The organism is Sphingobacterium phlebotomi, assembly GCF_008180195.1.
Taxonomy (GTDB): Bacteria; Bacteroidota; Bacteroidia; order Sphingobacteriales; family Sphingobacteriaceae; genus Sphingobacterium; species Sphingobacterium phlebotomi.
This window is the reverse complement of record NZ_VTAV01000002.1, coordinates 40,286-64,159: the sequence shown is the minus strand read 5'-3', so window position 1 is coordinate 64,159 and position 23,874 is coordinate 40,286. Positions and strand designations below refer to the sequence as shown.

Below are 23,874 nucleotides of genomic sequence, written 5' to 3'. Positions count from 1 at the left end.
AAATGAAGAACGTGAAGAATATATATAGGATGGGCGTTGTATCGATGGCTGCTGTAGCCTTGCTGTTCACTTCATCCTGCGAAAAGTATCTGGAAGTCGAAAACCCATCTAACCTAACTCAGGATGATGTGTTTGGGAGCGTTTCCTATACCGGTTCGGCGATTACCGGAATTTATAACCGCTTGATGGGAGATGATGGATATGGCAGTCGGTTAGCGATTATTTACCCACAATCTGCAGATGACTTTAAAACCTCGGGATCCTATAGTCCCCTGGATAGAAGGGGCATTAGTGAATATGGCGTGGCACCGCAAAATACGGAGCTGAACAATCCTTTTCGTCAGTTATACGAAGGAATAGAGCGAGCGAATATCTGTATTAAGTTTATTCCCTTGTCCGAGCCCTTTAATAACGGAAGTGAAAGTGAAAAAGCACAGATGCGGAAGTTTTTGGGAGAAGCGCTCGCCTTGCGGGCATGGTTTTTCCATGAGGTCATCCGAAACTGGGGAGATGTGCCGGCTTCTTTTATACCCTCTGCAGATCAGCCAGATCTTTATCTGGAGAAAACAGATCGGGACGAAATCTATGACCAGATATTGGCTGATCTAGAACAAGCTATTACGCTTTTACCTTGGCAAACAGAATCCAACGACCCTCCGACCCGTATCACGAAAGCGGCAGCAAAAGGTATACGGGCACGTATTGCTTTGGCGCGTGGAGGTTACTCTCTCCGTCGGGATACTCGGAAGATGGAGCGCCGGTCAGACTATCAACAATACTATGAGATTGCACGTCAAGAATGTTTGGACATCATCGAAAAAGGAGACAACGGACTTAACGCCAGTTTCGAAAACGTGTTTAAGTCGCTGCATGGACAGTCTTCTTTAGATGCGAGTCGGGAGATGGTCTTTAAAGTAGGTGCTTATGGAGGTAACGCTCGCACGGACAGCAAGCTGGGGTATGGTAATGGTTTGCGTCAGAACACCAGTTCCAGCTGGGGATACGCAAATGGTGGCGTTCGAGCTATTCCAACATACTTTTACGAGTTTGGTATCGGCGATACGCGCCGGGATGTGACCTTGGGTTTATTTGAGATTAATGCACAAGACAACAAGCAGGTGATGACGTCTGTTAATATGACGGATGCCAAGTTTCGTAGATATTGGACCAATTCGCACGACCAATCCCAATCTTTGGGTATCGATTGGCCATTGCTTCGCTATTCCGATATCCTTTTGTTATTCGCGGAAGCGGATAATGAATTGAATGGAGGCCCTTCTGCACAGGCCATACAAGCGTTGAAAGATGTTCGTGTCCGTGCTTATGGGGGCGATGAGGCAAATGTTGGAACGATCCCGGCAGATAAAGAAGGCTTCTTTGACGTTATTGTGAAGGAGCGGTTGTTGGAGTTTGGCGGCGAAGGTATACGCAAGTATGATCTGTTGCGCTGGAATTTGTTGGAGACAGTACTGGATAATACCCGTATAAAGCTTCGTGAATTTAGGTTAGGCGAAGGTATATATGAACAAGTACCGAATCGGATATTCTATAAACTGACGCCATTCATCAATAGTAGCGCGGGGGGGGAAGTAGCAGATATAGACTTTGCCGGAGGGGCTTTGGATGAGATCTTCTTTAAACCGACTCCAGGTGGAGATCGAGCCGCTCCACCGGAGGGGTATACCTCTATCAATTGGCGTGAAGCGGTAACCAACGGATATATTTTTGGTGTAAACGATTCGGGTGCCCCCGACGGAAGTGGTTATGCTTTGCATTTCAAGTCCGGACAGAGCGAGCTGCTACCTATATACAGTGAGATTGTGTCGGAAAATTATCGACTGGATCAAGATTATGGTTATTAACGACAGGATATAACGAATAATAATACAAAGATGAAGACATTACATAAATATAGTATCCACTGGCTTCTGGCATCATGCTGTGTCCTTTTGTCTATAGCTTGCGATAAAAATAGCGAACTTTTTAAAGAGTTCCATCCCGACCGCATGTTTATGCCGAGTAAAGTGGTTGGTGCTGAAAGTGGCGAAACAGAAGTAAAGCTGACATGGGGGGATGCGCTGAATACGGAAAAAGCGACATATATTGTTGAAATTTCCAAAGATACGTTGTTTGCCGACGGACCGTTGTTTTCCTTGAATACAGACACAGCTGGCGTCACATTAACAGATCAGCAAATCGAGGTGCGTACCAAATATTTCGCGCGGGTACGCACTGTCGGAACTGGGCAATCGGACAATTCGCATTGGTTGCATAGCAACGGATTTATGATACGAGGCAAACAATTATTCAATTTGCTGGATGAGCAGGTGGATTTACAAGACAAATCGGTGCGTTTGACTTGGAGACCGGATGAAACGGCAAGTCGGATTGTAATTGGAAAGCTTACTGGAGAAACAAATGAAGAAAATGGTGGAGAGAGATACGATATTGTACAACAGATAACCTTGACGGCAGAAGAAATTGAAGCCGGCGAACGCATAATCGAAGATCTTGAATCAGAAACACAATATTTAGCGTTACTTTTTGCCGATGAAGTACAAATCGGTCGTTTAGGTTTCACCACCAAAGTGACCAGCAATTTCACGATAGAGGTGGGTCCAGAAGATGATTTGGCACAAGTGATTGCAGATGCGGAAAATCAGGCTGTTATCGGACTGCGTCCAGGGGTTTACGACCTAACGGAAAATGTGATACGAATTGAAAATAAGCATATTACCTTGGGTTCGGTATCGGGTAATCCTATTAATACGATTATAAATCCAAGAGGTTTTGAGCTGCGTGGTGATGGTGCAGGAATCCATCTGTATGATCTTACCGTGGATATGTTGAATACACCGGATCTCTATTTGGTGGATTTGCCAACAGGAGCTGCCACATTTACGTCTATCCATATACAGGGTTGTCGTATACAGGGCCTCGGTAGAGCGCTTGTGCGTGGTAGCCGTGCCGGAAACAGAGAGCACCGCATCGACTACATCCGTGTTGAAAACAGTATTGTACAGGACAACGATCAGGATTATGCGTTATTCGAATTGCAGAAACTACAGATGAACCGCTTTGAGCTAGTGAACTCTACGTTTAATAGGTTGAGTACGAATATTCTACGCTATGATGTCAATATTGGTACACCTGGAGCGAGTATCCTCATTGATCATTGTACCATTAACGCTTTTGGTAATACAGGAGGCAGACGGCCGCTGATGGATGTCAATACACCAGCCAGTATTGTTGTGAGCAACAGTATTTTAGCAAATACGGGTTGGATTTCGCCGCGGTTCACCTCTTTAACGATGAATAATGATTTGTTAAGGGCAGCAAACGGAGCTACAGCACAAATATCGAATACGAACGTGTTTAATTTATTGAATTCTGCTACGCCACGGGCTAAACTTAATATTCCAAGTGCGGTGATCGTCACGAATGTACAGGAAGAAACGCTTTCGTGGGATTTTAATACGAATGATTTCACATTACCGGCTAATTCACCATTGCGTACAGCGAGCAGTAGTGCGGGACCTATCGGAGACCCACGCTGGGCGCGTTAAAGATAAGGGCAAAACATGTTTTGCCCTTACTATTATAAAATAATTATAAACAAGACTACCAAAATGCAGATGAAAAAGACATTCTCCGTCATCGTTGGTTTATGCACGCTAGTACTAGTTGCCTGTAGCAAGGATGTGCAGGACGAGACGAGCAGCACGTTACCCCCACCAGAGAGTTTTACCATAACGACAGAAAGTAAATCAGCAACGTTCGAATGGGATGCGGTCGATAAAGCGGATGGTTATTTTCTGGAAATCGGTACCAACAGTTCGTTTTCGGAGATTGTCGCTAAAACTGATACCACGCAGCAAACCAAAGTGCAATTCAGCGGATTAATGCCGTCAACAGGCTACTATGCCCGTTTGCGTGCCATCCACAAAACCAATCCCTCTTTTACGTCTAATAGATTAGTAGAAGCGTTTACCACGAAAGAAGAAGAGCAGCCCGAACTGGCGCTCGCTTTCCCAGGAGCGGATGGTTATGGCAAGACGACAACAGGCGGGCGCGGCGGTAGGGTTATTAAAGTGACCAACTTAAACGATGCGGGTGCAGGGAGCTTACGTACAGCTATTGAGCAGTCCGGTCCACGGATTATTGTTTTTGAAGTTTCGGGAAATATTAAGCTGAGTAACAGGTTACGTATCAGCAATGGGGATGTCACAATTGCCGGACAGACGGCCCCCGGCGATGGTATCTGTATACAGGATCATGAAATGGTCATTGCAGCGGATAATGTGATCCTTCGATTTTTACGTTTTCGGATGGGTGATCTTACCCAAAATGAACAAGATGCCTTATGGGGACGCTATCAGCAAAATATTGTCATCGATCACTGCTCCATGAGTTGGTCTATTGATGAATGCTCGTCTTTCTATGCCAATAAAGATTTTACAATGCAATGGTGTATCCTAGCGGAAAGCTTAAACAAATCGTTTCACGAAAAAGACGACCACGGTTACGGTGGAATATGGGGAGGTCATCAAGCCTCTTTTCATCATAATCTGTTGGCGCATCATAATAGCCGTAATCCCCGCTTTGATGGTGGAAATCGCTCGGGGACAGGAGGATTAAGCCCCGTGGGTGCTGATAAAGTAGATTACCGTAATAATGTTATCTACAACTGGCGTGGAAACTCTGCTTATGGGGGAGAAAACGGCGAATATAATATCGTGAACAACTATTACAAACCAGGTCCCGCAACACCCTCCAGTCGTAGCGCGCGGATTATGCAGATATCAAAAGAAGACAATGTTGACCCCAATCTTCTAGGTTATGGTGTATTCTTTATCGACGGCAATTATGTGTTCGGCAATGGCGGTGTCACAATGAATAATTGGGCAGGAGGCGTCGATTTTGACGCAGGCGTTTCCGCCGCGCAAGCACAAAGAACGACACCATTCCCTTTTGAAACGTTGAGCACGCAGCATACGGCCGAACAAGCTTACGAACAGGTTTTGGAGAAAGCCGGGGCGGCCTATAAACGTGATGCGATAGATCAACGCGTGGTGAACGAAGTGAGAAATGGAATGACTACCTACAACGGTTCAAAAACCGATTACCCGGGTATTATCGATTCACAAACAGATGTTGGCGGTTGGCCGGTTTTGGTACAAACGACGCCTTTAGTCGATACCGATGGAGATGGTATGCCCGATGCGTGGGAAACGGCTAACAACCTCGATCCGAATACGCCGAATGCAAACGGTCGGGATTTAAGTGAGGTGTATGATAATATCGAGATGTATTTCAATTCTTTAGTGGAAGGATTGTATTAAAAATAGATATCGGAAACTATTACTCTTCTAAACCGTTCTTATCGTATAGTCACAAAACAAAAATATTATGAAAGCGATAAAGCACTTAAAGAATTTAATAGAGATCAATAATGATCGTACATTGGGATTTAGAAAAGCATTAGAAGATCTAGAACCTGTAAACGCTGATCTGAACGTCATCTTCACAGAAGCAGCAGCAGAAAGCGAACGTTTTTCCCAAGAACTTAATGCATTAGCTGAACAATATGGAGCAGAAGTGGACGAAGACGATGAAAGCGTGGCAGGAGCTATACATCGCGCTTGGATCGACGTAAAAGCCCTGTTTGGCGGTAAAGATCGAAAAAGTATCTTGGAGGAAGCAGAACGCGGTGAGGATGCTATCAAGGCGGCATATAAAAAGGTAATGGACAGCGGAGAGGTGGCCGGACAGGCATTGGAAACCGTGCTTGACCAAGCTGCACAGATCAGAGTCTCCCATGATAGGATTAAAGCTTTACGCGATAGCGCTAAATAGCTTTCAAAAAACAAAAAATAATTCCCAAGGGGGATTGAAACAGTGCAAACGTTGCCGGCAACGTTTGCACTGTTTTTTTATGCTATTTTGTATGTATTAACCTATCAAATACTTATTGTTGTAAAGCATATAATAAACCGAATATAAATATAAACCTCATTCAGATGAAGAAGTTAATCATAGTGGTATTTTCTGTTTTTTCCGCTTTACAAACTTTCGGACAAAAGAATTATGTTCAGATGACCGACTCGGAGATGAAGCGTAATCCAGAAGCGTGGATGCTTGATTTTTCAAAAACGTTGAAATGGAACTATTGCCACGGTCTGGTGATGCAGTCTATATTACAAGTTTATGATAAAACGGACAACCCAAAATATTATAACTATGTGTATGATTATGCAGATACCATGGTGAATGTCGACGGAACGATTAAGACCTATAAACCTTTGGAGTATAACATCGATCGCGTCAATACCGGCAAAATCCTTTTCCCTATTTTGGCAAAAACGAAAGAAGAGCGATTCAAGATAGCACTGGATCATCAACGGGAACAGATGCGTACGCACCCTCGTACAAAAGACGGGAGTTTTTGGCACAAAAAAGTTTATCCGCATCAAGTATGGTTGGATGGACTATATATGGCCGGCCCGTTTCTCGCACAGTATGCGCAAGAAAATAACGAAGCAGCGCTATTTGATGATGTCGCCTTGCAGATTGTGGATGTTCGGAAATATTTGTATGATGCAAAAACTGGGCTGTATTTCCATGGTTGGGACGAAAGTAAACAGCAACGTTGGGCGGATCCGAAAACTGGTCTTTCTCCTCACTTTTGGTCGCGTAGTATAGGTTGGTATATGATGGCGATTGTTGACGTTCTGGATTTTTTACCGGAAAACCACAAAGATCGACCGGCAATCATAGATATCCTACAAGAACTGTCAGCTTCGGTTGAAAAGTTTAGAGACCCCGAAACAGGTATGTGGTACCAAGTTACCAACTTAGGAGATAGGGAAGGGAATTATCTGGAATCGACGGGATCGATTATGTTTATTTACACGTGGATCAAAGGCGCCCAAAAAGGCTATTTGGACAAACATTATCTAATGAAAGGGGCGCAGGCCTATGACCAGTTTTTAAAGCGGTTTGTTAAGACAGAGGCGGATGGCTCTTTATCCATCACTGATTGTTGTTCCGTAGCGGGGTTGGGGGGCGAAAAGAATTATAGAGACGGAAGTTTTGCTTATTATATTTCCGAACCGATCCGGGATAATGATCCCAAGGCTATAGGACCTTTCATCATGACAAGTGTTTTATTGGACAGGTAAAAATAATGATGTTCAGAATATACCTTTCGTTTTTTTTTATAGGACTGCTGGCGACCACATCTGTATGGGCACAGAACGATGGGAAGCCTCGAATAATCGTTAGTACAGATATCGGAGGAACAGATCCAGACGATAACCAATCCATGATTCATCTATTGATGTATTCCGATTGCTTCGAAATAGAAGGATTAATTTCCTCCCCCTTCGGTAAAGGCAGAAAAAAGGACATTCTCGAAATGATAGATCTATACGAAAAGGACTATCCGGTATTAAGCAAAAAGAACCCTGCGCTTCGATCTCCTGAAGAATTACGGAGCATATCCAAGCAAGGGGTAATCGCCGAAGCACCTTACCGCGGATATTCGGAGTCAACAGAAGGATCCGACTGGATTGTTTCGTGTGCCCAAAAAAAGAGTGAACAACCGCTTTGGATATTGGTGTGGGGCGGATTGGAAGATCTGGCTCAAGCGCTTCATGATGCGCCTGAAATTAAATCCAACATACGTGTATTCTGGATCGGGGGGGCCAATAAAAAATGGAGTATCAACGCCTATCATTATATTGCGCAGAATCATGCTGATCTTTGGTTTATCGAATCCAACGCGACGTATAGAGGTTGGTTTATGGAAGACGAGGATGCACCAAAAGACATGCATAGAATTGCTTACTACGACAATTATATTAGAGGGAGAGGAGCCATGGGTGCTGATTTTATCCATTATTACGCAGGTCACATTAAAATGGGGGATACGCCGTCGTTAGGTTATCTCCTACACGGAAACCCAGACGATCCCGGAAGCGAAAGCTGGGGAGGGGTATATACCCGGATTGCGCACAGCTCGAAGACGGTTTTCCAGGGGAATAGCAGTTTTCGTGATAGCGTTCCGGCCTACGGCGTGGTGGAGTGGCAATTTTCAGGTCCAGAGGAGCCTATCGCACCGGATTCTGCATGCTTTACCATGGAGGCTCTAGGGCAAGTATGGCCAGGATATTACATTGGAAATGGAACCTATGCAATCCGCTATTCTTCCAAAAAGTCGGAAGAAGTAACCTATAAAACAAGCAGTACAATTAAAGAGTTAGATGGATTAACAGGTGGCTTTATCAGTACCGCCCCTTGGCCGGGGGACGAACAGCCGGGGGATTATAAGCTGGGTGAGAATTGGTTTGGTGATTTGCCGGATGAAAAGTTTTTTTTGGATGGTCAACAAGGCGCACGTACCCTCTCCATTCATCGGGCAGATTATCTGAACGATTGGGCGAAGCGATGGGCATGGTTAGAACCAACTGTATCTATTCCCCGAGACACCTCTTTCACTTTGCATGGCACTTACTTGAAGGAGCGGAAATACCGACCGTATATCCGTATTGCGGAATCAAAAACGCCGGTGGTATCGTCTCTAGATCAAGAATATGATAGAGTCGGGGATAGACCTTTGTTTTTAGATGTATTTCGTCCTGAAGGGAATACGTCGAAGCGCTATCCGGGTGTGCTGTTGATTCATGGAGGAGGGTGGCAATCGGGCGATAAATCTCAAATGCACACTATCGGCAAAGCTTTGGCGGCTAAGGGTTACGTAGCCGTTGCGGTAGAATATCGTTTGTCTTTAGAAGCAAAATATCCGGAGGCGGTATACGATCTCAAATCGGCTGTCCGATGGATGCGCGCCAATGCAGATAAAATCCAGTTGGATACGAAGCACATAGCCAGTTTGGGAACCTCTGCAGGAGGACAATTGGCTAGTCTATTGGGGGTCACGAATGGAAATCCTGATTTTGAGGGACCGGGTCGAGGAAATGCCGAGCAGCTATCCGATGTCCAAGCTGTTGTGAATATTGACGGAACGCTTGCGTTCCGTCACCCAGAGTCTTCCGAGGGTACGGCCGCATCCAATTGGTTGGATGGCACCTATGAACAGAATCCAACAAATTGGGAATCGGCGGCTCCGCTAAATCATACTTCTCAAAATTCGGCTCCGATTATATTTTTGAATAGCTCCATTCCAAGATTTCATGCGGGACGAGACGATATGATCAAAAAGCTTGATCGGTATGGTATTTATTGGGAAATCCGAGAATTTCCCGATACACCTCATCCTTACTGGTTTTTCGACCCTTGGTTTCAGCCGATGATGGATTATACTGTCACTTTTTTGGACGGGATTTTCGAAGTAGAATGATGTGGAGAAACAATAAAAAATCTATCTATGATAAAAGTGTTTTTTATTTTCTTACTGTCTGTCTTTTCTGCGCTATCCGGATCTGCACAGCATGACATTGCAGCTTTCCCGGGAGCCGAGGGTTTTGGACGCAATGCTACCGGTGGACGCGGGGGAAAAGTATATCGTGTAACCACGCTGGAAGATGGCGACGAACCTGGTACATTCCGTCATGCAGTCTCTCAGAGGGGCACACGCACGGTGGTATTTGATGTGGCCGGAACTATTTTTCTGAACAGCCGGCTGAATATCGTTGACGGCAACTTGACCATTGCCGGACAAACAGCACCCGGAAAGGGGATCTGTATTGCACGTTATCCTGTATCCGTTAACGCAGATAACGTAGTTATTCGTTACATGCGTTTTCGTGTGGGTAATGAGGGGGATGGAGAGCCGGACGGATTAGGAGGGTCAAAAAACCGGAATATCATCATCGACCATTGTTCCATCAGCTGGTCGGTTGATGAAACCTGTACTTTCTATGGCGGCGAAAACGTAACGGTACAATGGTGTCTGATTTCGGAAAGCCTTCGTACAGCCGGACATGCTAAGGGAAAACATGGTTATGGAGCCATTGTCGGCGGACACCGGTCTTCCTTTCATCATAATCTGATGGCGCATCACGAAAGCCGCATGCCGCGTTTGGGTCCTCATGTTTCGACGCAGGAACGCGAATATGTAGATATGCGTAACAATGTGTTTTATAACTGGGCGGGAGCCGGATGTTACGGAGGGGAAGGAATGCACGTGAACATTGTAAACAATTATTACAAGTCCGGTCCTGCAACGCCGAAGAACAGTCGTGTCCGCTACCGTATTGCTGCTATCGGTGTCCGTACTTCTGAATATGTGACCGGAAAAAACGGTCAACCCAACGGGTGGAAACCCATGGAACATATTTGGGGGCGTTTTTATGTAGACGGAAATGTGGTAGAAGGAGATCCGGAAACAACAAGAAATAACTGGTCAAAAGGAATCTACGAACAAATTGACAATAAAAATGATAACACGTTTACGAAACAGGTGAAAAAAGAGATGCGCCTTTCCAAACCGTTGGAAACGGAGGTTGTTACCACCCATACCGCTCAGGAAGCGTATCATTTGGTTTTGCAACATGCAGGATGTTCAAAACAGCGCGACATCATTGATGTACGAATCGTTGAAGAAACGAAAAACGGAACAGCGACCTACTTCGGTAGCATTTCTTCAGACGCTAAAAATTATCCCGGACTCATAGACGTTCCGCATGATGTAAAGTCTTCGAACGCAGAAAGTGCGTGGCCCGATTTGAGCGACAGTGCTGTTAACCCCGAATTTCTGAAAGATTCCGACGGCGACGGTATGCCCGATTGGTGGGAAAATTCAAACAAATTGAATCCGAATGATGCCTCCGACGGCAATACCGTAACATGGAGCAAAACTGGATATACAAACCTGGAAGTGTATCTGAACAGTTTAGTAGAAGAGATTACAGAGAAGCAAAACAGTGAAAGTCCCCAAAAATAAGCCACGATAAAAATTAACTACGAAAAATGGCAAAGTTCCCATTTTGCACATGTACATCGTCCCGTTGCACATGTACATTGTCCCGTTGCGCATGTACTTAACGGCTATGTACAGTGACTTAATCATTAAGTCACTGTAGTTGTTGGCTTTGTACAGTGTCAAAACGCACTTGTTGCCTGACATAACGACGATGTCCCTTTGATGGTCGATGACCGCACGGTACTTGCATGAGAAGTCATGTGCGTGTACGACGTTGTCCTTGTAGTTGACGGCAAAGTCACGGAACATAATCTATAATTCACTTAACATGCCAGCTTTGTTCTCCTACAAAACAGAAATGTGCTGTGCAGGCATTGACATGTACATGTACAAAGACATGATGAAATATCTCTTTGCTATTTTCCTGTACGCCGACGTTACATTTCCGTTAGGGTCAGCGATGGGTATCGCTGACGCTACACCTTTCCGTTCTACTGCTGATTAACAAAAGTATACACCTCACCGGCCTTCGTATCAAACTCCACTAGTTTTGTCTCTGGAAGTTTAAAACCTTTCAAATTTGCTTTAGCGGATATCAGCGGATCTTTGATCGGATGCACCCGATAGAATGGATTCTGGTTTTCTCCTTCTGCGATGTTCATCATGCGATCACCTTTCAAATTTATTTCCTGCGCTAGGCGAAGGCGACAGTTTCCGCCTAATGTTGATTTAATGGTCAATGTCTTTAGTTTGCTATCTGCCCAAGTCATGTCAATTTCAAATCCGCCACGGACTTTCAAACCACTGACGCTGCCATGAGGTAAGGCGTCGGGTAAGGCCGGTAGAATGAAAATATTCCCGTCATAAGACTGCAGTAGCATTTCCGCGATACCAGACGTACAGCCGAAATTCCCATCAATTTGGAAAGGGGGATGTGCATCCAATAAATTTGGATAAGTACCTCCGCTCTGCCCTTTATCCCCTACCGGCGGGCTCAGCTGTTCCTGAATGAGTTTATACGTCTGGTTACCATCCAATAGACGAGCCCACCAGTTTACTTTCCAGCCCATAGACCATCCGGTCGACTTATCGCCGCGGTAGATCAACGAATTGACGGCTGCTTCTGTCAAATCTGGGTTGCGGAAAGGCGATATCTGCCCGGCCGGATATAACCCATACAAATGAGAGATGTGCCGGTGCTGGTCAGTCGTTTTATCCAAATCCTCCAACCATTCTTGTAGCTGCGTATGCTGTCCAATCTGCATAGGGGGCAAACGATCCAATGCAGCTTTAACGGAGTCCGCCAGCGATGCATCTACATCTAATATTTTTGCGGCATCGATAAAGTTATGGAACACATCAAAGATCAATTGATTATCCATCGTGGTACCGGCTGACACGCCGACGCTACCTGGCAGGTACGAGTTTTCCGGCGACATCGAGGGGCTGACGACCAGCCATTTTCCTGAACGGTCGTCGTGCAGAATATCGAAGTAGAACAGTGCTTTCCCTTTCAGTATATCATAATATTTCTGCAAAAAGGATGTTTGTCCGTTGTAGAGGTAATGTTGCCATAGATGTTGGCTTAACCAAGCCCCTCCCATTGGCCACATGCCGTAATAACCACCATCTACAACACCTGTAATACGCCATAGGTCGGTATTATGGTGCATATTCCATCCACGGGCGTGATACATTTCCCGCGCGCTTTCCTGCCCGGTGAGCGAAAGATCTTCCAGCATTGAAAATAATGGCTCGTGCATTTCCGACAGATTAGTCACCTCGGCGGGCCAGTAATTCATCTCGGTGTTAATGTTGACCGTATACTTACTGTCCCATGGCGGAGATAGCTTTTCATTCCATATACCCTGTAGGTTTGCTGGCTGACCACCAGGCTGCGAGGAACTGATCAGCAGGTATCGGCCGAATTGAAAATACAAAGAAACCAAAGCAGGGTCGTGTGCAGTTGCAAACTCTTGTACCCGTACATCGGTTGTCTTATTAGCCTGTGCCGAGATGCCGAGATCCAGCTGAACTCGGTTAAAAAAATGATGGTATTTTTGGCTATGGTTAGCCAGTGCCTTATCATATTTTACACGTAATGCCTTGTCCAATATCATTTGTGCCCGTTTGGACGGGTTTCCACTTAAATCGTTATACCGATTGAAATTGGTGCCAATAGAAATATACAAGATCACCTCGTCCGCATCTTTGATGTCAAAGCTATTCCCGTTTACGGTCAGCTGTCCTCCCTTTAGGACCGGCTGCACGGTACCTTCAAAATTTACTTTCCCCGTTTTGCGATCCACTGATCCGCTGGTACCCGACAGGCTCAACTGTTTTTCTGTTGCGGTTAGCGCGTGTATCTTATGGGGAGTGCTGAGCCCCATGGAAAACGAAAGGGCATTTTTCTTGGAGGAAGTTAAACGAACGATGACAACATCGTCCGTAAAAGAAGCAAACATTTCTCGATTATATTGGACGCCGTCCACCTTATACGATGTGCGTGCTACCGCATCTTGGATGTCGAGCTCGCGATAAAAATCGCTGAATGTCTCGTGCCCTGGGAAATTTAACCAAAGACTTCCAAAGGTTTGATAAGGCATCCCATAATCTAAACCATCGGGTGCTTGTCGCGGGAAGGTCGCATTCGATAGGTCCTGAGCCTCCTTGGCCTTGCCTTCTGCCAATAGTTTTCGGATCGCGACAATCTTGTCGTATGTGTTTTTGGGGACGTTATTGCCCGGTTCGCCCGCCCATATCGTTTCTTCGTTCAACTGTATTTGTTCTTTCGCTGGGTTTCCAAAAACCATGGCACCTAGCCGGCTGTTGCCAAGCGGCAGCGCTTCGTTCCAATCGGTGGCAGGTTTATCATATATCAGTTTTAGCTCTTGTTGTGCGTGTAACAGCACCCACGGAGCGAGTAGTGCCGTGGCCACCAATAAAATCTTCTTTATCATATTTTTATTCCTCATTGTTTCTGTTTTAGTTCAGTTTTACCGCTTCTTTGTTTGCTCCATGATGGAAGCTCATATTACCCTTATCAATCGGGGTGTTTTTAATCATAATATTCGACGAATTAGAGCCATGTACTTCCACAACCTGTGGTTGCTTCTTATCGAATTGCAACCCTTTAAATGCAAGGTCTTTTGCACTTTCGATATACAATAAAGGTGTTTCCGTTTGCGTATTTAGCATCACATTTTCTATCGTAATATGCTGTGCATCTTTTATTTCAATTCCCTTTATTCACGGTCAGGTTTAAATTCTTCATATGGATATGTTGTACTGGCATTTCCGGCAACCCACGCACGAAGACACCTACCTTAGCGTCGTTGCAATGGATGTTTTCGATAAATACGTTTCTAATTCGTGGCGTCTCTACCGTTAACATCTCACTACCTTCGACAAATCCACCACGGCCTAGATATACTTTATTACGGCGGATGATTACTTTTTCCGTGGCTATACCTCTTTTGCGTCCTTCCTCGTCTTTGCCCGACTTGATACAAATAGCATCATCACCCACATCTAAAATACAATCTTCAACGAGCACATAAGAGCAGGATTCGATATCGATGCCATCTCCGTTTTGCGCATAGTCGGGATTTTTGATTTTGACATCCCTAATCGTAATATGCTGGCTCATGAGCGGATGTAGGTTCCACGCAGGGGAGTTTTGGAAAGTAACACCTTCCAATAAGACCTTTTCACAATTCGTTAAAACGAGTAAGTTGGGGCGTAAATAATCTTTGATATCTTCAAAATCGGCTAACGTTTTACCTTCCGTCAACAAGACTGATCGTTTTTCTTCATGTGCCAACTTCGTTTTTTCTGACGGAAACCAAGTTTTACCATCGTCACTGATTAGTCCACCAGAGACAACCTTATCGCGCCACTCTCTTTCCGTTAGTGCTCCTTTTCCAGCCATACGCCAGGCATCGCCATTGCCGTCTATAGTACCTCTTCCGGTAATGGCAATATTTTCCAAATTCCTGCCGCTAATGGGAGACTGGTTTCGGGCAGATGGCTTGCCTTCATAGTTTCCCTCTACGATCTTGTATTGATCAAAGTCTGCTGTGAACTGTAAGAAGGCATTGTCGTCTAAATGCAGGTTCACATTACTTTTTAATTCAATAGGGCCTGATAACCAGTAGCCCGCAGGGATGAATACGACCCCTCCACCATTTCCGTTGCTAGCAGCTATTGCATCGTTGATGTTTGTGGTGTTGAGCGTAATTCCATCCCCCTTAGCCCCGAAATCTCGAATATCGAGGGTGTCCCTCGGGAAGATTGGTTGTTGGACTTCCGGCAAATTATTCCAATGATAGGGGCTTGTGGAGGACTGTGCCTGCACGTGATGGATATTATTTAACATACATAAAACGGAGGCGCTGAGCAAAATCTTCTTTATGGGGTTAAAAATCATATTTTTTCTTTAAAAATTACAGTTCCTATACGGATTGATGACTGTTTTATCGATAGGTGTCGTTTATCTATCAATTATCAGCTATGACAAAGTTTACATCATCAGCGATGAAGTCGGGTTGTTTTATCCTCTTCTCCGTTTTCGTTTGTAGGAACACTCTGAGAAGTGTTTTCTGAGATGTTGGAGCAAGATGTCGAAGTTGGACTAACAGCCAATACGAGGACCATACAAAACATGGCGACACGTTGTGTTATAAAACTATTATATCGCGTTCTTTTTAGCATATCAATCTATTATTTTTAATTTTATTATCTGCAGATCTTGATCCCGCGAACTGCTTCCCACCATCAACTCATATTCGCCTGCCACTGCGCCTACAGACAAGCTCTCTTCGTCCCACCAGTCGAGTTGCCTGCCAGACAACGTAAAAGTAGCTTCTACTGTGTCTCCGGCAGAAACCGGAATACGCTGTACGGCACGGAGTGTCTTTAAGGGACCTTCCACGTCGCCCTTTTTCCGCAGATACACCTGTACAATTTCATCGCCATCATACCGTCCGCTATTTGTTAATGGTATACGCAGCTGAACATCGTCTCCCACAGCAAAAGTATCACGCTCTAATTGCGGTTTTCCATATTGGAAAGAACTGTAACTAAGGCCATATCCAAACGGAAATAAGGGGCTTTCCGCCATGTAACGGTAGGTACGTCCCGTCATGTCGTAATTTTCGAAATCAGGGAGCTGTGCGGTATTTTTATAAAACGTTACCGGAAGACGCCCGGAAGGATTATACGTCCCGAAGAGTACGTCAGCGACGGCTCTTCCGCCTGATTGGCCGGGATACCAAGCCTGTAGAATAGCTTCACAATGTTGTACTTCCGGCTCTAAACCAATTGGAGAGCCTGAACAGTTGACCAGTACAACATCTTTTCCTGCATCTTTTAATGCCTTAATAAAGGCACGTTGTACGCTGGGCAATTCGATATCCGTACGGTCTCCATTCCTGAACCCTGGTAAATCTACTCCCATTTCTTCCCCTTCTAATGAAGGCGATACCCCGCCAACAAAAATAACCATGTCGGCTTCTTTTACCTTTGCCACAGATTGGGCGATATCTATTTCTTTCTTATACCCAAAATCAAACACCAATTGTGCATCACCCCGGTTATAATCAAAATCAATCTGTATCGCATAAGGTTTACCAGCCTCTACTTTCATGCTGTGCGACATTTTCCGGCTTCCGTGGTTTGCTCTCGTGCCTTTTACCTGTTCGCCGTCCACCGAGAGATTTATCGTTCCGTTCACATAGAAATCAAAGAACACTTCTCCTGAACGTTCTGGTGTAAAAATCGTATGATAGGTTGCGGTGAAGTCCGTAAGCCCTATACCCGGAGCAAAAACGGTGGCACCGGTTGTCGAGAAATTAAAGGGAGTTGTGTATTGTGCACTCACATCGGGGCTGCCTTTTCTGTCCATGTTATTCCAATAGTTAGCACGAAATCCCCGGCCCTGATCTGTACGGCAGAGATGGAAAGCACTCTCCATAAGCGTATTTTCAACCAAGCCCGTTCCCGGTTCATAGATTAACCGGTCATTATCTCCCAAAGCAGCGCGTATACCCTCCAAGATCGTAATCGTTCTTGCGGGTGTGCCGTTGTAGTTTCCCCACTGCATGATCGAATCGTTGGCATTCGGACCAACTACGGCAACGGTGAGATTACCAGATTTCAGCGGTAGTATATTGTTCTTGTTAAGCAAGAGCGTCATCGATTTTCGGGCCATATCCAACGCAAGGCTGTCGTGGGAGGCCGAAGCAACGACTTCATAAGGGATTTTCGACCAAGAAACATGTTCATTGCTATCCATTTCTCCTAGCTGGAAACGGGCGAGTAACAACCTCTTTACCGAGACATCTATTGCTTCTTCTATTATCTGTCCGGTTTTTACCGCTTCTACCAAGGCCTTATAACTAGAGCCACAATCCAAATCGGTTCCACTTAAAACACCATCCGTAGATGCAGCAGCAGCATCGGGATGAGTTGCATGAGCATTTTTATCATAAAAATCACGGATGGCTCCACAATCTGCTACCACAATACCGTTGAAGCCCCATTTTTCCCTTAAAATTTGTAGTAATAGCTGGTCGCTTCCGCAACAGGGCTCCCCTTCAAACCGGTTATAGGCACACATGATCTCTTTTACATTCCCTTCTGTAACCAATGCTTCAAAAGCCGGCAGGTAGGTCTCCCATAGATCTCGACGTTTAATATTTTTAGCGTCAAAAGAGTGACGGTTCCATTCCGGTCCAGAATGTACAGCAAAATGCTTAGCACAGGCATGCAGTTTATCATATTTTTCACCATCTGGCCCTTGCAGACCTTGCACGGCGGCGACCCCCATGATGCTTGTTAGATAAGGATCCTCTCCATAGGTTTCTATTCCCCTTCCCCACCTTGGATCACGATATATGTTAATGGTTGGTGTCCACATCGTAAGCCCTTGATACCGGCCGTACTCGCCTCTCGACGAATAGTAATTGTGCTTCGCTCTTGCCTCATCTGATACCGCATTAAAGACCTGCCATACCCCATCCGCATCAAATGATGCGGCCATACCGATGGGTTGTGGAAAAACAGTAGCTATACCTGAACGCGCTACACCGTGCAGCGCTTCGTTCCACCAGTTATATGTTTTTATACCCAATCTTTCAACCGGCTGAGATACATCTTGCATTAAGGAGACTTTCTCTTCCAGTGTTAGCCGTTTCAGCAAATCATCAGCCCGTTGTTCAAACGATAGTTTTGTGTCCTGATACGCGGGATAGAGCAGTTTCTTTGTCTGTCCAAATATAGGCATACCGAGGTGTAGCAAAAAGGCCCCGCAGACAAAAGCCTTAACTAATCTGTGAGGTCGCAAAAATGAGATTTTCAGTCGATTCATAGTTTGTTATTTTATCGTTCTGGTCCTTTTATGGCGTTTATTGTTGTGGCAATCCGTAACCATTGGACACCTTGCCCTTCGATTGATCGATGACCGTCAACGGCATCGGATGGAAATAGCGAGGGGCTAAGTTTTCTCTGCCCACTACACCATCTAGAACAGCCGCTCGGTACATTGCTGGATTGGTTCCTTGCAGCATTTTGATTGCCCAATCAGTTTTTACATAACCATCGGCCTCTAAGGCAGCTGCCTCGGCTCCATCCGGATCAATGTAATTATATAGCCCTTTTATTGCCAGATTTTTAGCCTGAACACTGGCGTGGGCTGCTGCGTTCCAATTAAAGATACCTCGCCAGCCAGGGTAGAGTGCCGGATTGTTTTCATCGGTACTCTCCTGTGTGACAACAGCAGCCGAATTACCAGGGGTTATTTGAACATATTTCGTCCAGATATAATTGGAAATCGTTCGGCCGCTTGCAAAGGTATAATAGCCGTTGCTGGCCAATCCAGCCATCATATTTTCCATTTCCTGACGAACCTTAACAGCTCGCTCGTTGAACTTTCCGGAGCGTATCATATCCCAACGGACATCGCCTTCGCCTAATAGTTCCAATCGCCGTTCTTCATAAATAGCGTCCAAAAGTGCTTCGCCCGATAGGGACGCAATATGGTGGTTTGAATTACCGAAAGCCCTACTGCGAATCTGATTCACTAGATTCACCGCACCGGCTTCGTCCGTTCCGAGGATGGCTTTCGCTTCTGCCAACATCAGCATCGCATCCGCCATACGCATAACGGTGTAATTCATTCCTGAGCTGCGGAAGGCATTGTTTGGAATCAATGGGTTGTCTCCCCGGTTTTGATCCCATTTATTGATAGCAGGACCGCCGCCACCAATACGTGTACCTGCTCCGAGCGGCATTAATGCTTCCCGGCCAGTCGCAGCATCACTACCGGTTACGACCATACTGACATCGCGACGCTTGTCACCATCTTCGTAACCGCCGTAAAAGAAAGAAGGTACGATACGGATAGCGGCAAATGTATTTAACACCGAAACAGCTCCATTATTAGATCCCGGACGCCCTTGCGAGTAGGGATGCTCTCCACCAAAGCCCGGAGAACAAGCAACTTCATATAGCGATTCAGGGCTGGATCGTCTGGAGTTAATATGCTGCCAATGCATCTGAAAGGGATTGTTGACCGATCTATCGTCGGAAGTGATCAATCGTGCAGTTCCATTATGTGTATTGACGGCGAGGTTAAGATATTGTTCTGCCATCCGGATGTAATCCATATAATCTTTTCGTCGAGCGTAGACACAAGTACCGTCGTCGGTACCCTTATAGTCAAATTGTATGTCACCATACAATCCCGGCACATCTGTACGGATGGTCTGCCAGCCGCCGGCATGCAGGGCGATTTCTCCAATAAGGGCATTGACATAGGACCGGTTAAGGCGTTCTGCCGTAACACCACCTTCACCTACCTTATACATGGAACCTTCTACCAACTTCAGTTCGGCGATAAGGGTATCCATGATGGCAAAGCGAGATTTCAGTTCGTAGTCTTGTACATATTGGTTTTCGTAGCCGAAAGGTACGTCTCCAAAATGACGGACCAATTCCCAACCACAGAGCGCCCACATGGTTTTCGCCTCACCGTAGAGTTGCGTCCATTCATTGGTCTCTGTCGTTTCCACGACGCCTTTGTCCTGAATGACCTGTGCGATCCGTGAGGCGCGCGCCAATATAATATTTAAACTGTTGTATTGGGTGGCAGCATTGTTCACGGCCGAGGCTTCGGGCTGTAGTCGTGCAATCACATTATTTCCGGTGGGATATTCACTCATGTATTCGGCATCGGAGCCCAACGGATCCTGCCAATTGTAATTCCCTCCTGCGGCCACATTAGTACGGTATTCACCGTAAGCCCAGGATAAGGTTTTTGCTGCTTCCTCTGGGCTCGACATGACAAACTCGTTATCGCTCTGCCCGGCATTAGTGACATCTAGATAATCTTTACATTGGAGGAACATCGTGGATGTTACCGCCAAACATATATATAAAGCTGTTCTTTTCATGGTTCTTTTGTTTAATTTTCTAATCAATCATCTTGCTTAAAATGTAGCGCTTAATCCGATCACGAACTGACGCGGACGTGGATAAGTTCCCCAATCAAAACCCGGTGTTGGATAGCGGGAATTATTGATATTTGGGTTAGCATTCACTTCCGGATCGATTCCTGTATATCCGGTCAATGTGGCGACATTATAGATAGTACCATAAATACGTAAATTGCTTAACCCGATCTTGCTCATTAAAGATTTTTCCATGCTGTACCCAAGTGTCAAGGTGTTCAAACGGAGGTAAGAGCCATCCTCTATACCAATATCACTCACGTAACCTTGATGTAGATACGTAAGCGGCAGTGTAGCATTTTGGTTTAGTGCATCCAATTCCGTAGGATCCGTTATCCGTTGGAGGTTTCCACTAGCGTCGATGTCGTAGATTTTATAACCATCATTGACAATGTCCAGTTTGTTGCCGTATAACCCGCCTCCCTTATTACCGTTGTAAAGGGTCGCCAGTTTATTCGCATTGTAAATCTGGTTCCCGTAGCTCCAGTTGAAATAGGCTCCTAGGTCAACGTTTTTATAATTAGCCGTGAGGCTGATCCCTCCCGTATGTTTAGGTGTCATATTTCCAATTTCAACGTAATCTTTCGTGTCGATAACACCATCACCATCGGTATCTACAAATTTAGGCATACCGGGATAAGCTTGCTGACCAGATGGCACAACTCCTTTGTGGTGCGCAACGAAGACTGCGGCAAGGTCTGCAATACCGTCTTTAAGCGTATACATTTGCGTAGCCGCATCGTAGTGGAAATCGCGGGTTTCGTAGTATCCTCTACCAGCCGTTTGATACCCCATAACGATACCCACGGGTTTACCTTCTTGCAAGATATAATCGTTGCCGGGGATGCCCGATTGTAGGAAAGTAGTTCCATAAGCACTTTGTACACCCTCTGCGAGCTCTTCGATTCTGTTTTTGTTGAAATTGATGTTTCCGCCTGCGGTGATGTTCCAGTCGTCATTCTTAAATAAGGTTCCCGATAGGGAGAATTCAACCCCTTTATTACTGGTTCGTCCTACGTTCGCATAGCTGGTATTGAAACCGGTGATGGAAGGGATATCGGTAAGCATCAGCAGGTCTTTGGTGCTGTTTTTGTAAACTTCCAATGTACCCCAGATTTTGTTGTTCCATAACGTGAAATCAAGACCGAGGTTGCGGGTAACCGTGGTTTCCCATTTTAAATTGCGGTTGGCTAACTGTGCCGATGCGAGATCGTAAGCCGGTCGGATAACGTTGCCTAAGGCCTGTTGGTAACGCGCATCACTCTCGGCTTCCCAAAGCTGTGACCATTGGTTCGGATCCACTGCATCGTTACCTACTTCCCCGTAGGAAGCGCGTAACTTCAGATCGTCGATCCAGGTTTGATTTTCTAGAAATGACTCGTTCGAAAGGCGCCAAGCTGCAGCCACGGCAGGGAAGTAACCCCAACGATGCTCCGGCGAGAAGTTTGATGAACCATCCGCACGCATCGTTAAGGTGAACATATACCGATCTAACAAAGCGTAGTTACTCCGGGCAAAATAAGAAAGTATTCGAGATGGTGTAGTAACACCGCTTGAAACGATGAGGTTCGTAGAAACGCTGGTATCATATTGGTTGATCATAGCAAAGGCATTGTCTTTCGTAAAGTTTGCCGGAAACCGCATAGCGTCGATACGCATATTATTTCCACCTGAGTTGGAAACTTCTTGTCCGGCCAGAATGTTCAGTCGATGCGTCTCATTCTGCAGGATGTCATAGTTCAAGGTATTCGTCCAGCGTAACCCCCATGAGTCACTTTTTCTTAAATCTGCATTACCCGCATATATAAGCTGATCGATGGTTTCCATCGTGCCCGTTGCTACGTAGTAATTCGGATCGATCGTAGGACCCTCCCAGTTTTTATTGGTTCTGTACGAACGGGATAGGGTCAGTTCTGTACGGAAGGTTAAGTTCTTCAGAATGTTCCAGTTAAGGTTTGTGGTACCGAGTAACGATTGGTCGGCTGTAAAGTTATCGTTATCCAAGGTCCGGTTTACCCCATTCGTTACATCATACATCACGGTATTTTCTTCACCCAAGCTAGAATGGGTGAGGTAGGACAGATCTCCTTTAATATCCGCAATGGCGATAGGACGGAAGCGGTAGGCCGACGATAGGATGGAACCCGCACCACTGGTGGTGCCTTCGCTTCCTAGAGACTTTCTATCGGTGTAGCGTAAGTCGAGATTGAATTTTAAGTTATTGCTTAGTTTCTGTTCAATCTTAAAGAAGGCGGAGGCACGTTTGGCATAGGACATCAATTTCATCCCCTGGTCGTCCATGTAGTTTGCAGCAAATAATATTTTTGTTTTGTCATTTCCGCCGGCAATAGACAAGTCATGGTTATGCGAAAAAGAACTATTATAGAGTTCTTTTTGTAGGTTATAGGTCGGTACATCTTTATACGCGTCTATCCCGGTGCTGTTGCTCCCTCTGTTTTCACCAAGGGCAAATAATTGGGTGAAAGGCGTCACATAATCAATGTCTTCGTAGGCATCTAACATGGCCCATTTAAACGCGAGGTAGTCGTAGGGATTTAGTGCTTCCATATAGCCCATAGGTCTATTGAATTTACTATATCCGGTGTAGGTTACCGAACTTCTGCCTTCTTTTGCCCTTTTTGTCGTGACTAGCACAACCCCATTGGCGCCGCGTGCACCATAAATAGCCGTGGCCGAAGCATCTTTTAACACATCGACACTCTCTACCATATCGCTGGGAATGTCCGAAATATTACCGGGTATTCCATCGATGAGAATTAGCGGCTCGTTGCTTTGCGATATGGAACCTCCTCCACGTATACGGATGGAAACTTCACCGTTAGGACGACCATCTTGCGACATGACGTTAACGCCGGGCATTTTCCCCTGTAATGCTTGCGCGACATTAATCACCGGGGCGGTTGCGAGGTCTTTTCCGCCGACAGAGGCTACCGATCCGGTCAGATCACGACGCCGGACCGTTTGATAACCGATCACGACCACTTCATCTAGCGCTACGTCATCTTCTGTCAGGGTGATGGATAGCGTTGTGTTTTGATCTGCCGGAATTTCTTGCGTACTATACCCCGTATAACTCACGACAATGACATTTCCCGTTGATACACCTGATAACGAGAAATCACCGTTGCTATCCGTAGCGGTTTCTGTGGTTGTTCCTTTTACTTTTACACTGGCACCACGGATCGGTGTACCCGATCGATCTATCACGTTTCCTCTCTGGGTTGCTGTTTGCGCCACACTCCTTCCGCACAACAATAGGAGCGGAATTACAATAAGAAGGAAGCCCTTTCTTCGCATTAAATTTATTTTTTCCATAACAGTAAAGGATTTTATTTGAGTTTGTAAATTTATCGTCGTCTTTGCAACCGGTTGTTTTTTTCTTCCAAAAGAACAAAATCAACTTATTTTGGAGCCATATTGGATGTCGGATAAGTTTGATAAATCGGTAATGATCTGTCT

13 protein-coding genes are annotated in these 23,874 nt (G+C 45.5%); 7 read left to right on the top strand and 6 right to left on the bottom strand.

The window, feature by feature from the left end; all coding sequences use genetic code 11:
* Positions 1-2 precede the first annotated feature (2 nt).
* The 7 genes from FXV77_RS04370 (at position 3) to FXV77_RS04340 (ending at position 10,906) form a co-directional block, all read left to right on the top strand.
* Positions 3-1,862, top strand: coding sequence for a RagB/SusD family nutrient uptake outer membrane protein (locus FXV77_RS04370; protein ID WP_148917996.1), 1,860 nt, complete (start codon positions 3-5; stop codon positions 1,860-1,862).
* A 30-nt stretch (positions 1,863-1,892) separates the two neighbouring features.
* Positions 1,893-3,566 (top strand): DUF4957 domain-containing protein, encoded by a 1,674-nt coding sequence (locus tag FXV77_RS04365; RefSeq protein WP_148917995.1) that lies wholly within the window; start codon positions 1,893-1,895, stop codon positions 3,564-3,566.
* A gap of 69 nt (positions 3,567-3,635) precedes the next feature.
* Positions 3,636-5,342, top strand: a complete 1,707-nt coding sequence (locus tag FXV77_RS04360; protein WP_148917994.1) for a fibronectin type III domain-containing protein — start codon at positions 3,636-3,638, stop codon at positions 5,340-5,342.
* A gap of 67 nt (positions 5,343-5,409) precedes the next feature.
* Positions 5,410-5,856, top strand: coding sequence for a PA2169 family four-helix-bundle protein (locus tag FXV77_RS04355; protein WP_148917993.1), 447 nt, complete (start codon positions 5,410-5,412; stop codon positions 5,854-5,856).
* Positions 5,857-6,020: 164 nt separating this feature from the next.
* A complete protein-coding gene (locus FXV77_RS04350; RefSeq protein ID WP_148917992.1) occupies positions 6,021-7,181 on the top strand; it encodes a glycoside hydrolase family 88/105 protein in 1,161 nt (386 codons plus the stop codon).
* 5 nt (positions 7,182-7,186) lie between these two features.
* Positions 7,187-9,361: a nucleoside hydrolase-like domain-containing protein gene (locus tag FXV77_RS04345; protein ID WP_187444004.1), complete on the top strand. Its 2,175-nt coding sequence runs from the start codon at positions 7,187-7,189 to the stop codon at positions 9,359-9,361.
* 27 nt (positions 9,362-9,388) lie between these two features.
* On the top strand, positions 9,389-10,906 hold the full coding sequence (locus FXV77_RS04340) for a pectate lyase family protein (RefSeq protein ID WP_148917991.1): 1,518 nt from the start codon (positions 9,389-9,391) through the stop codon (positions 10,904-10,906).
* 470 nt (positions 10,907-11,376) lie between these two features.
* Here FXV77_RS04340 and FXV77_RS04335 read toward each other — a convergent pair whose 3' ends face one another.
* From FXV77_RS04335 to FXV77_RS04315, 6 genes are all read right to left on the bottom strand, one after another.
* Positions 11,377-13,845 carry a glycoside hydrolase family 95 protein gene (locus FXV77_RS04335; RefSeq protein WP_246162258.1) on the bottom strand — a complete coding sequence of 823 codons (2,469 nt, stop codon included), beginning with the start codon at positions 13,843-13,845 and terminating at the stop codon, positions 11,377-11,379.
* Between the two features lie 25 nt (positions 13,846-13,870).
* Positions 13,871-14,086 (bottom strand): hypothetical protein, encoded by a 216-nt coding sequence (locus FXV77_RS22310; protein ID WP_222867708.1) that lies wholly within the window; start codon positions 14,084-14,086, stop codon positions 13,871-13,873.
* A gap of 34 nt (positions 14,087-14,120) precedes the next feature.
* Positions 14,121-15,263 (bottom strand): glycoside hydrolase family 28 protein, encoded by a 1,143-nt coding sequence (locus tag FXV77_RS04330; protein ID WP_222867707.1) that lies wholly within the window; start codon positions 15,261-15,263, stop codon positions 14,121-14,123.
* A 336-nt stretch (positions 15,264-15,599) separates the two neighbouring features.
* Entirely contained in the window at positions 15,600-18,254 is a 2,655-nt protein-coding gene (gene xyl3A / locus FXV77_RS04325; protein WP_222867706.1) for a xylan 1,4-beta-xylosidase, read from the bottom strand.
* A 37-nt stretch (positions 18,255-18,291) separates the two neighbouring features.
* Positions 18,292-20,337: a RagB/SusD family nutrient uptake outer membrane protein gene (locus FXV77_RS04320; protein WP_148917989.1), complete on the bottom strand. Its 2,046-nt coding sequence runs from the start codon at positions 20,335-20,337 to the stop codon at positions 18,292-18,294.
* Positions 20,338-20,373: 36 nt separating this feature from the next.
* On the bottom strand, positions 20,374-23,730 hold the full coding sequence (locus tag FXV77_RS04315) for a SusC/RagA family TonB-linked outer membrane protein (RefSeq protein WP_222867705.1): 3,357 nt from the start codon (positions 23,728-23,730) through the stop codon (positions 20,374-20,376).
* Between the last annotated feature and the right edge of the window lie 144 nt (positions 23,731-23,874).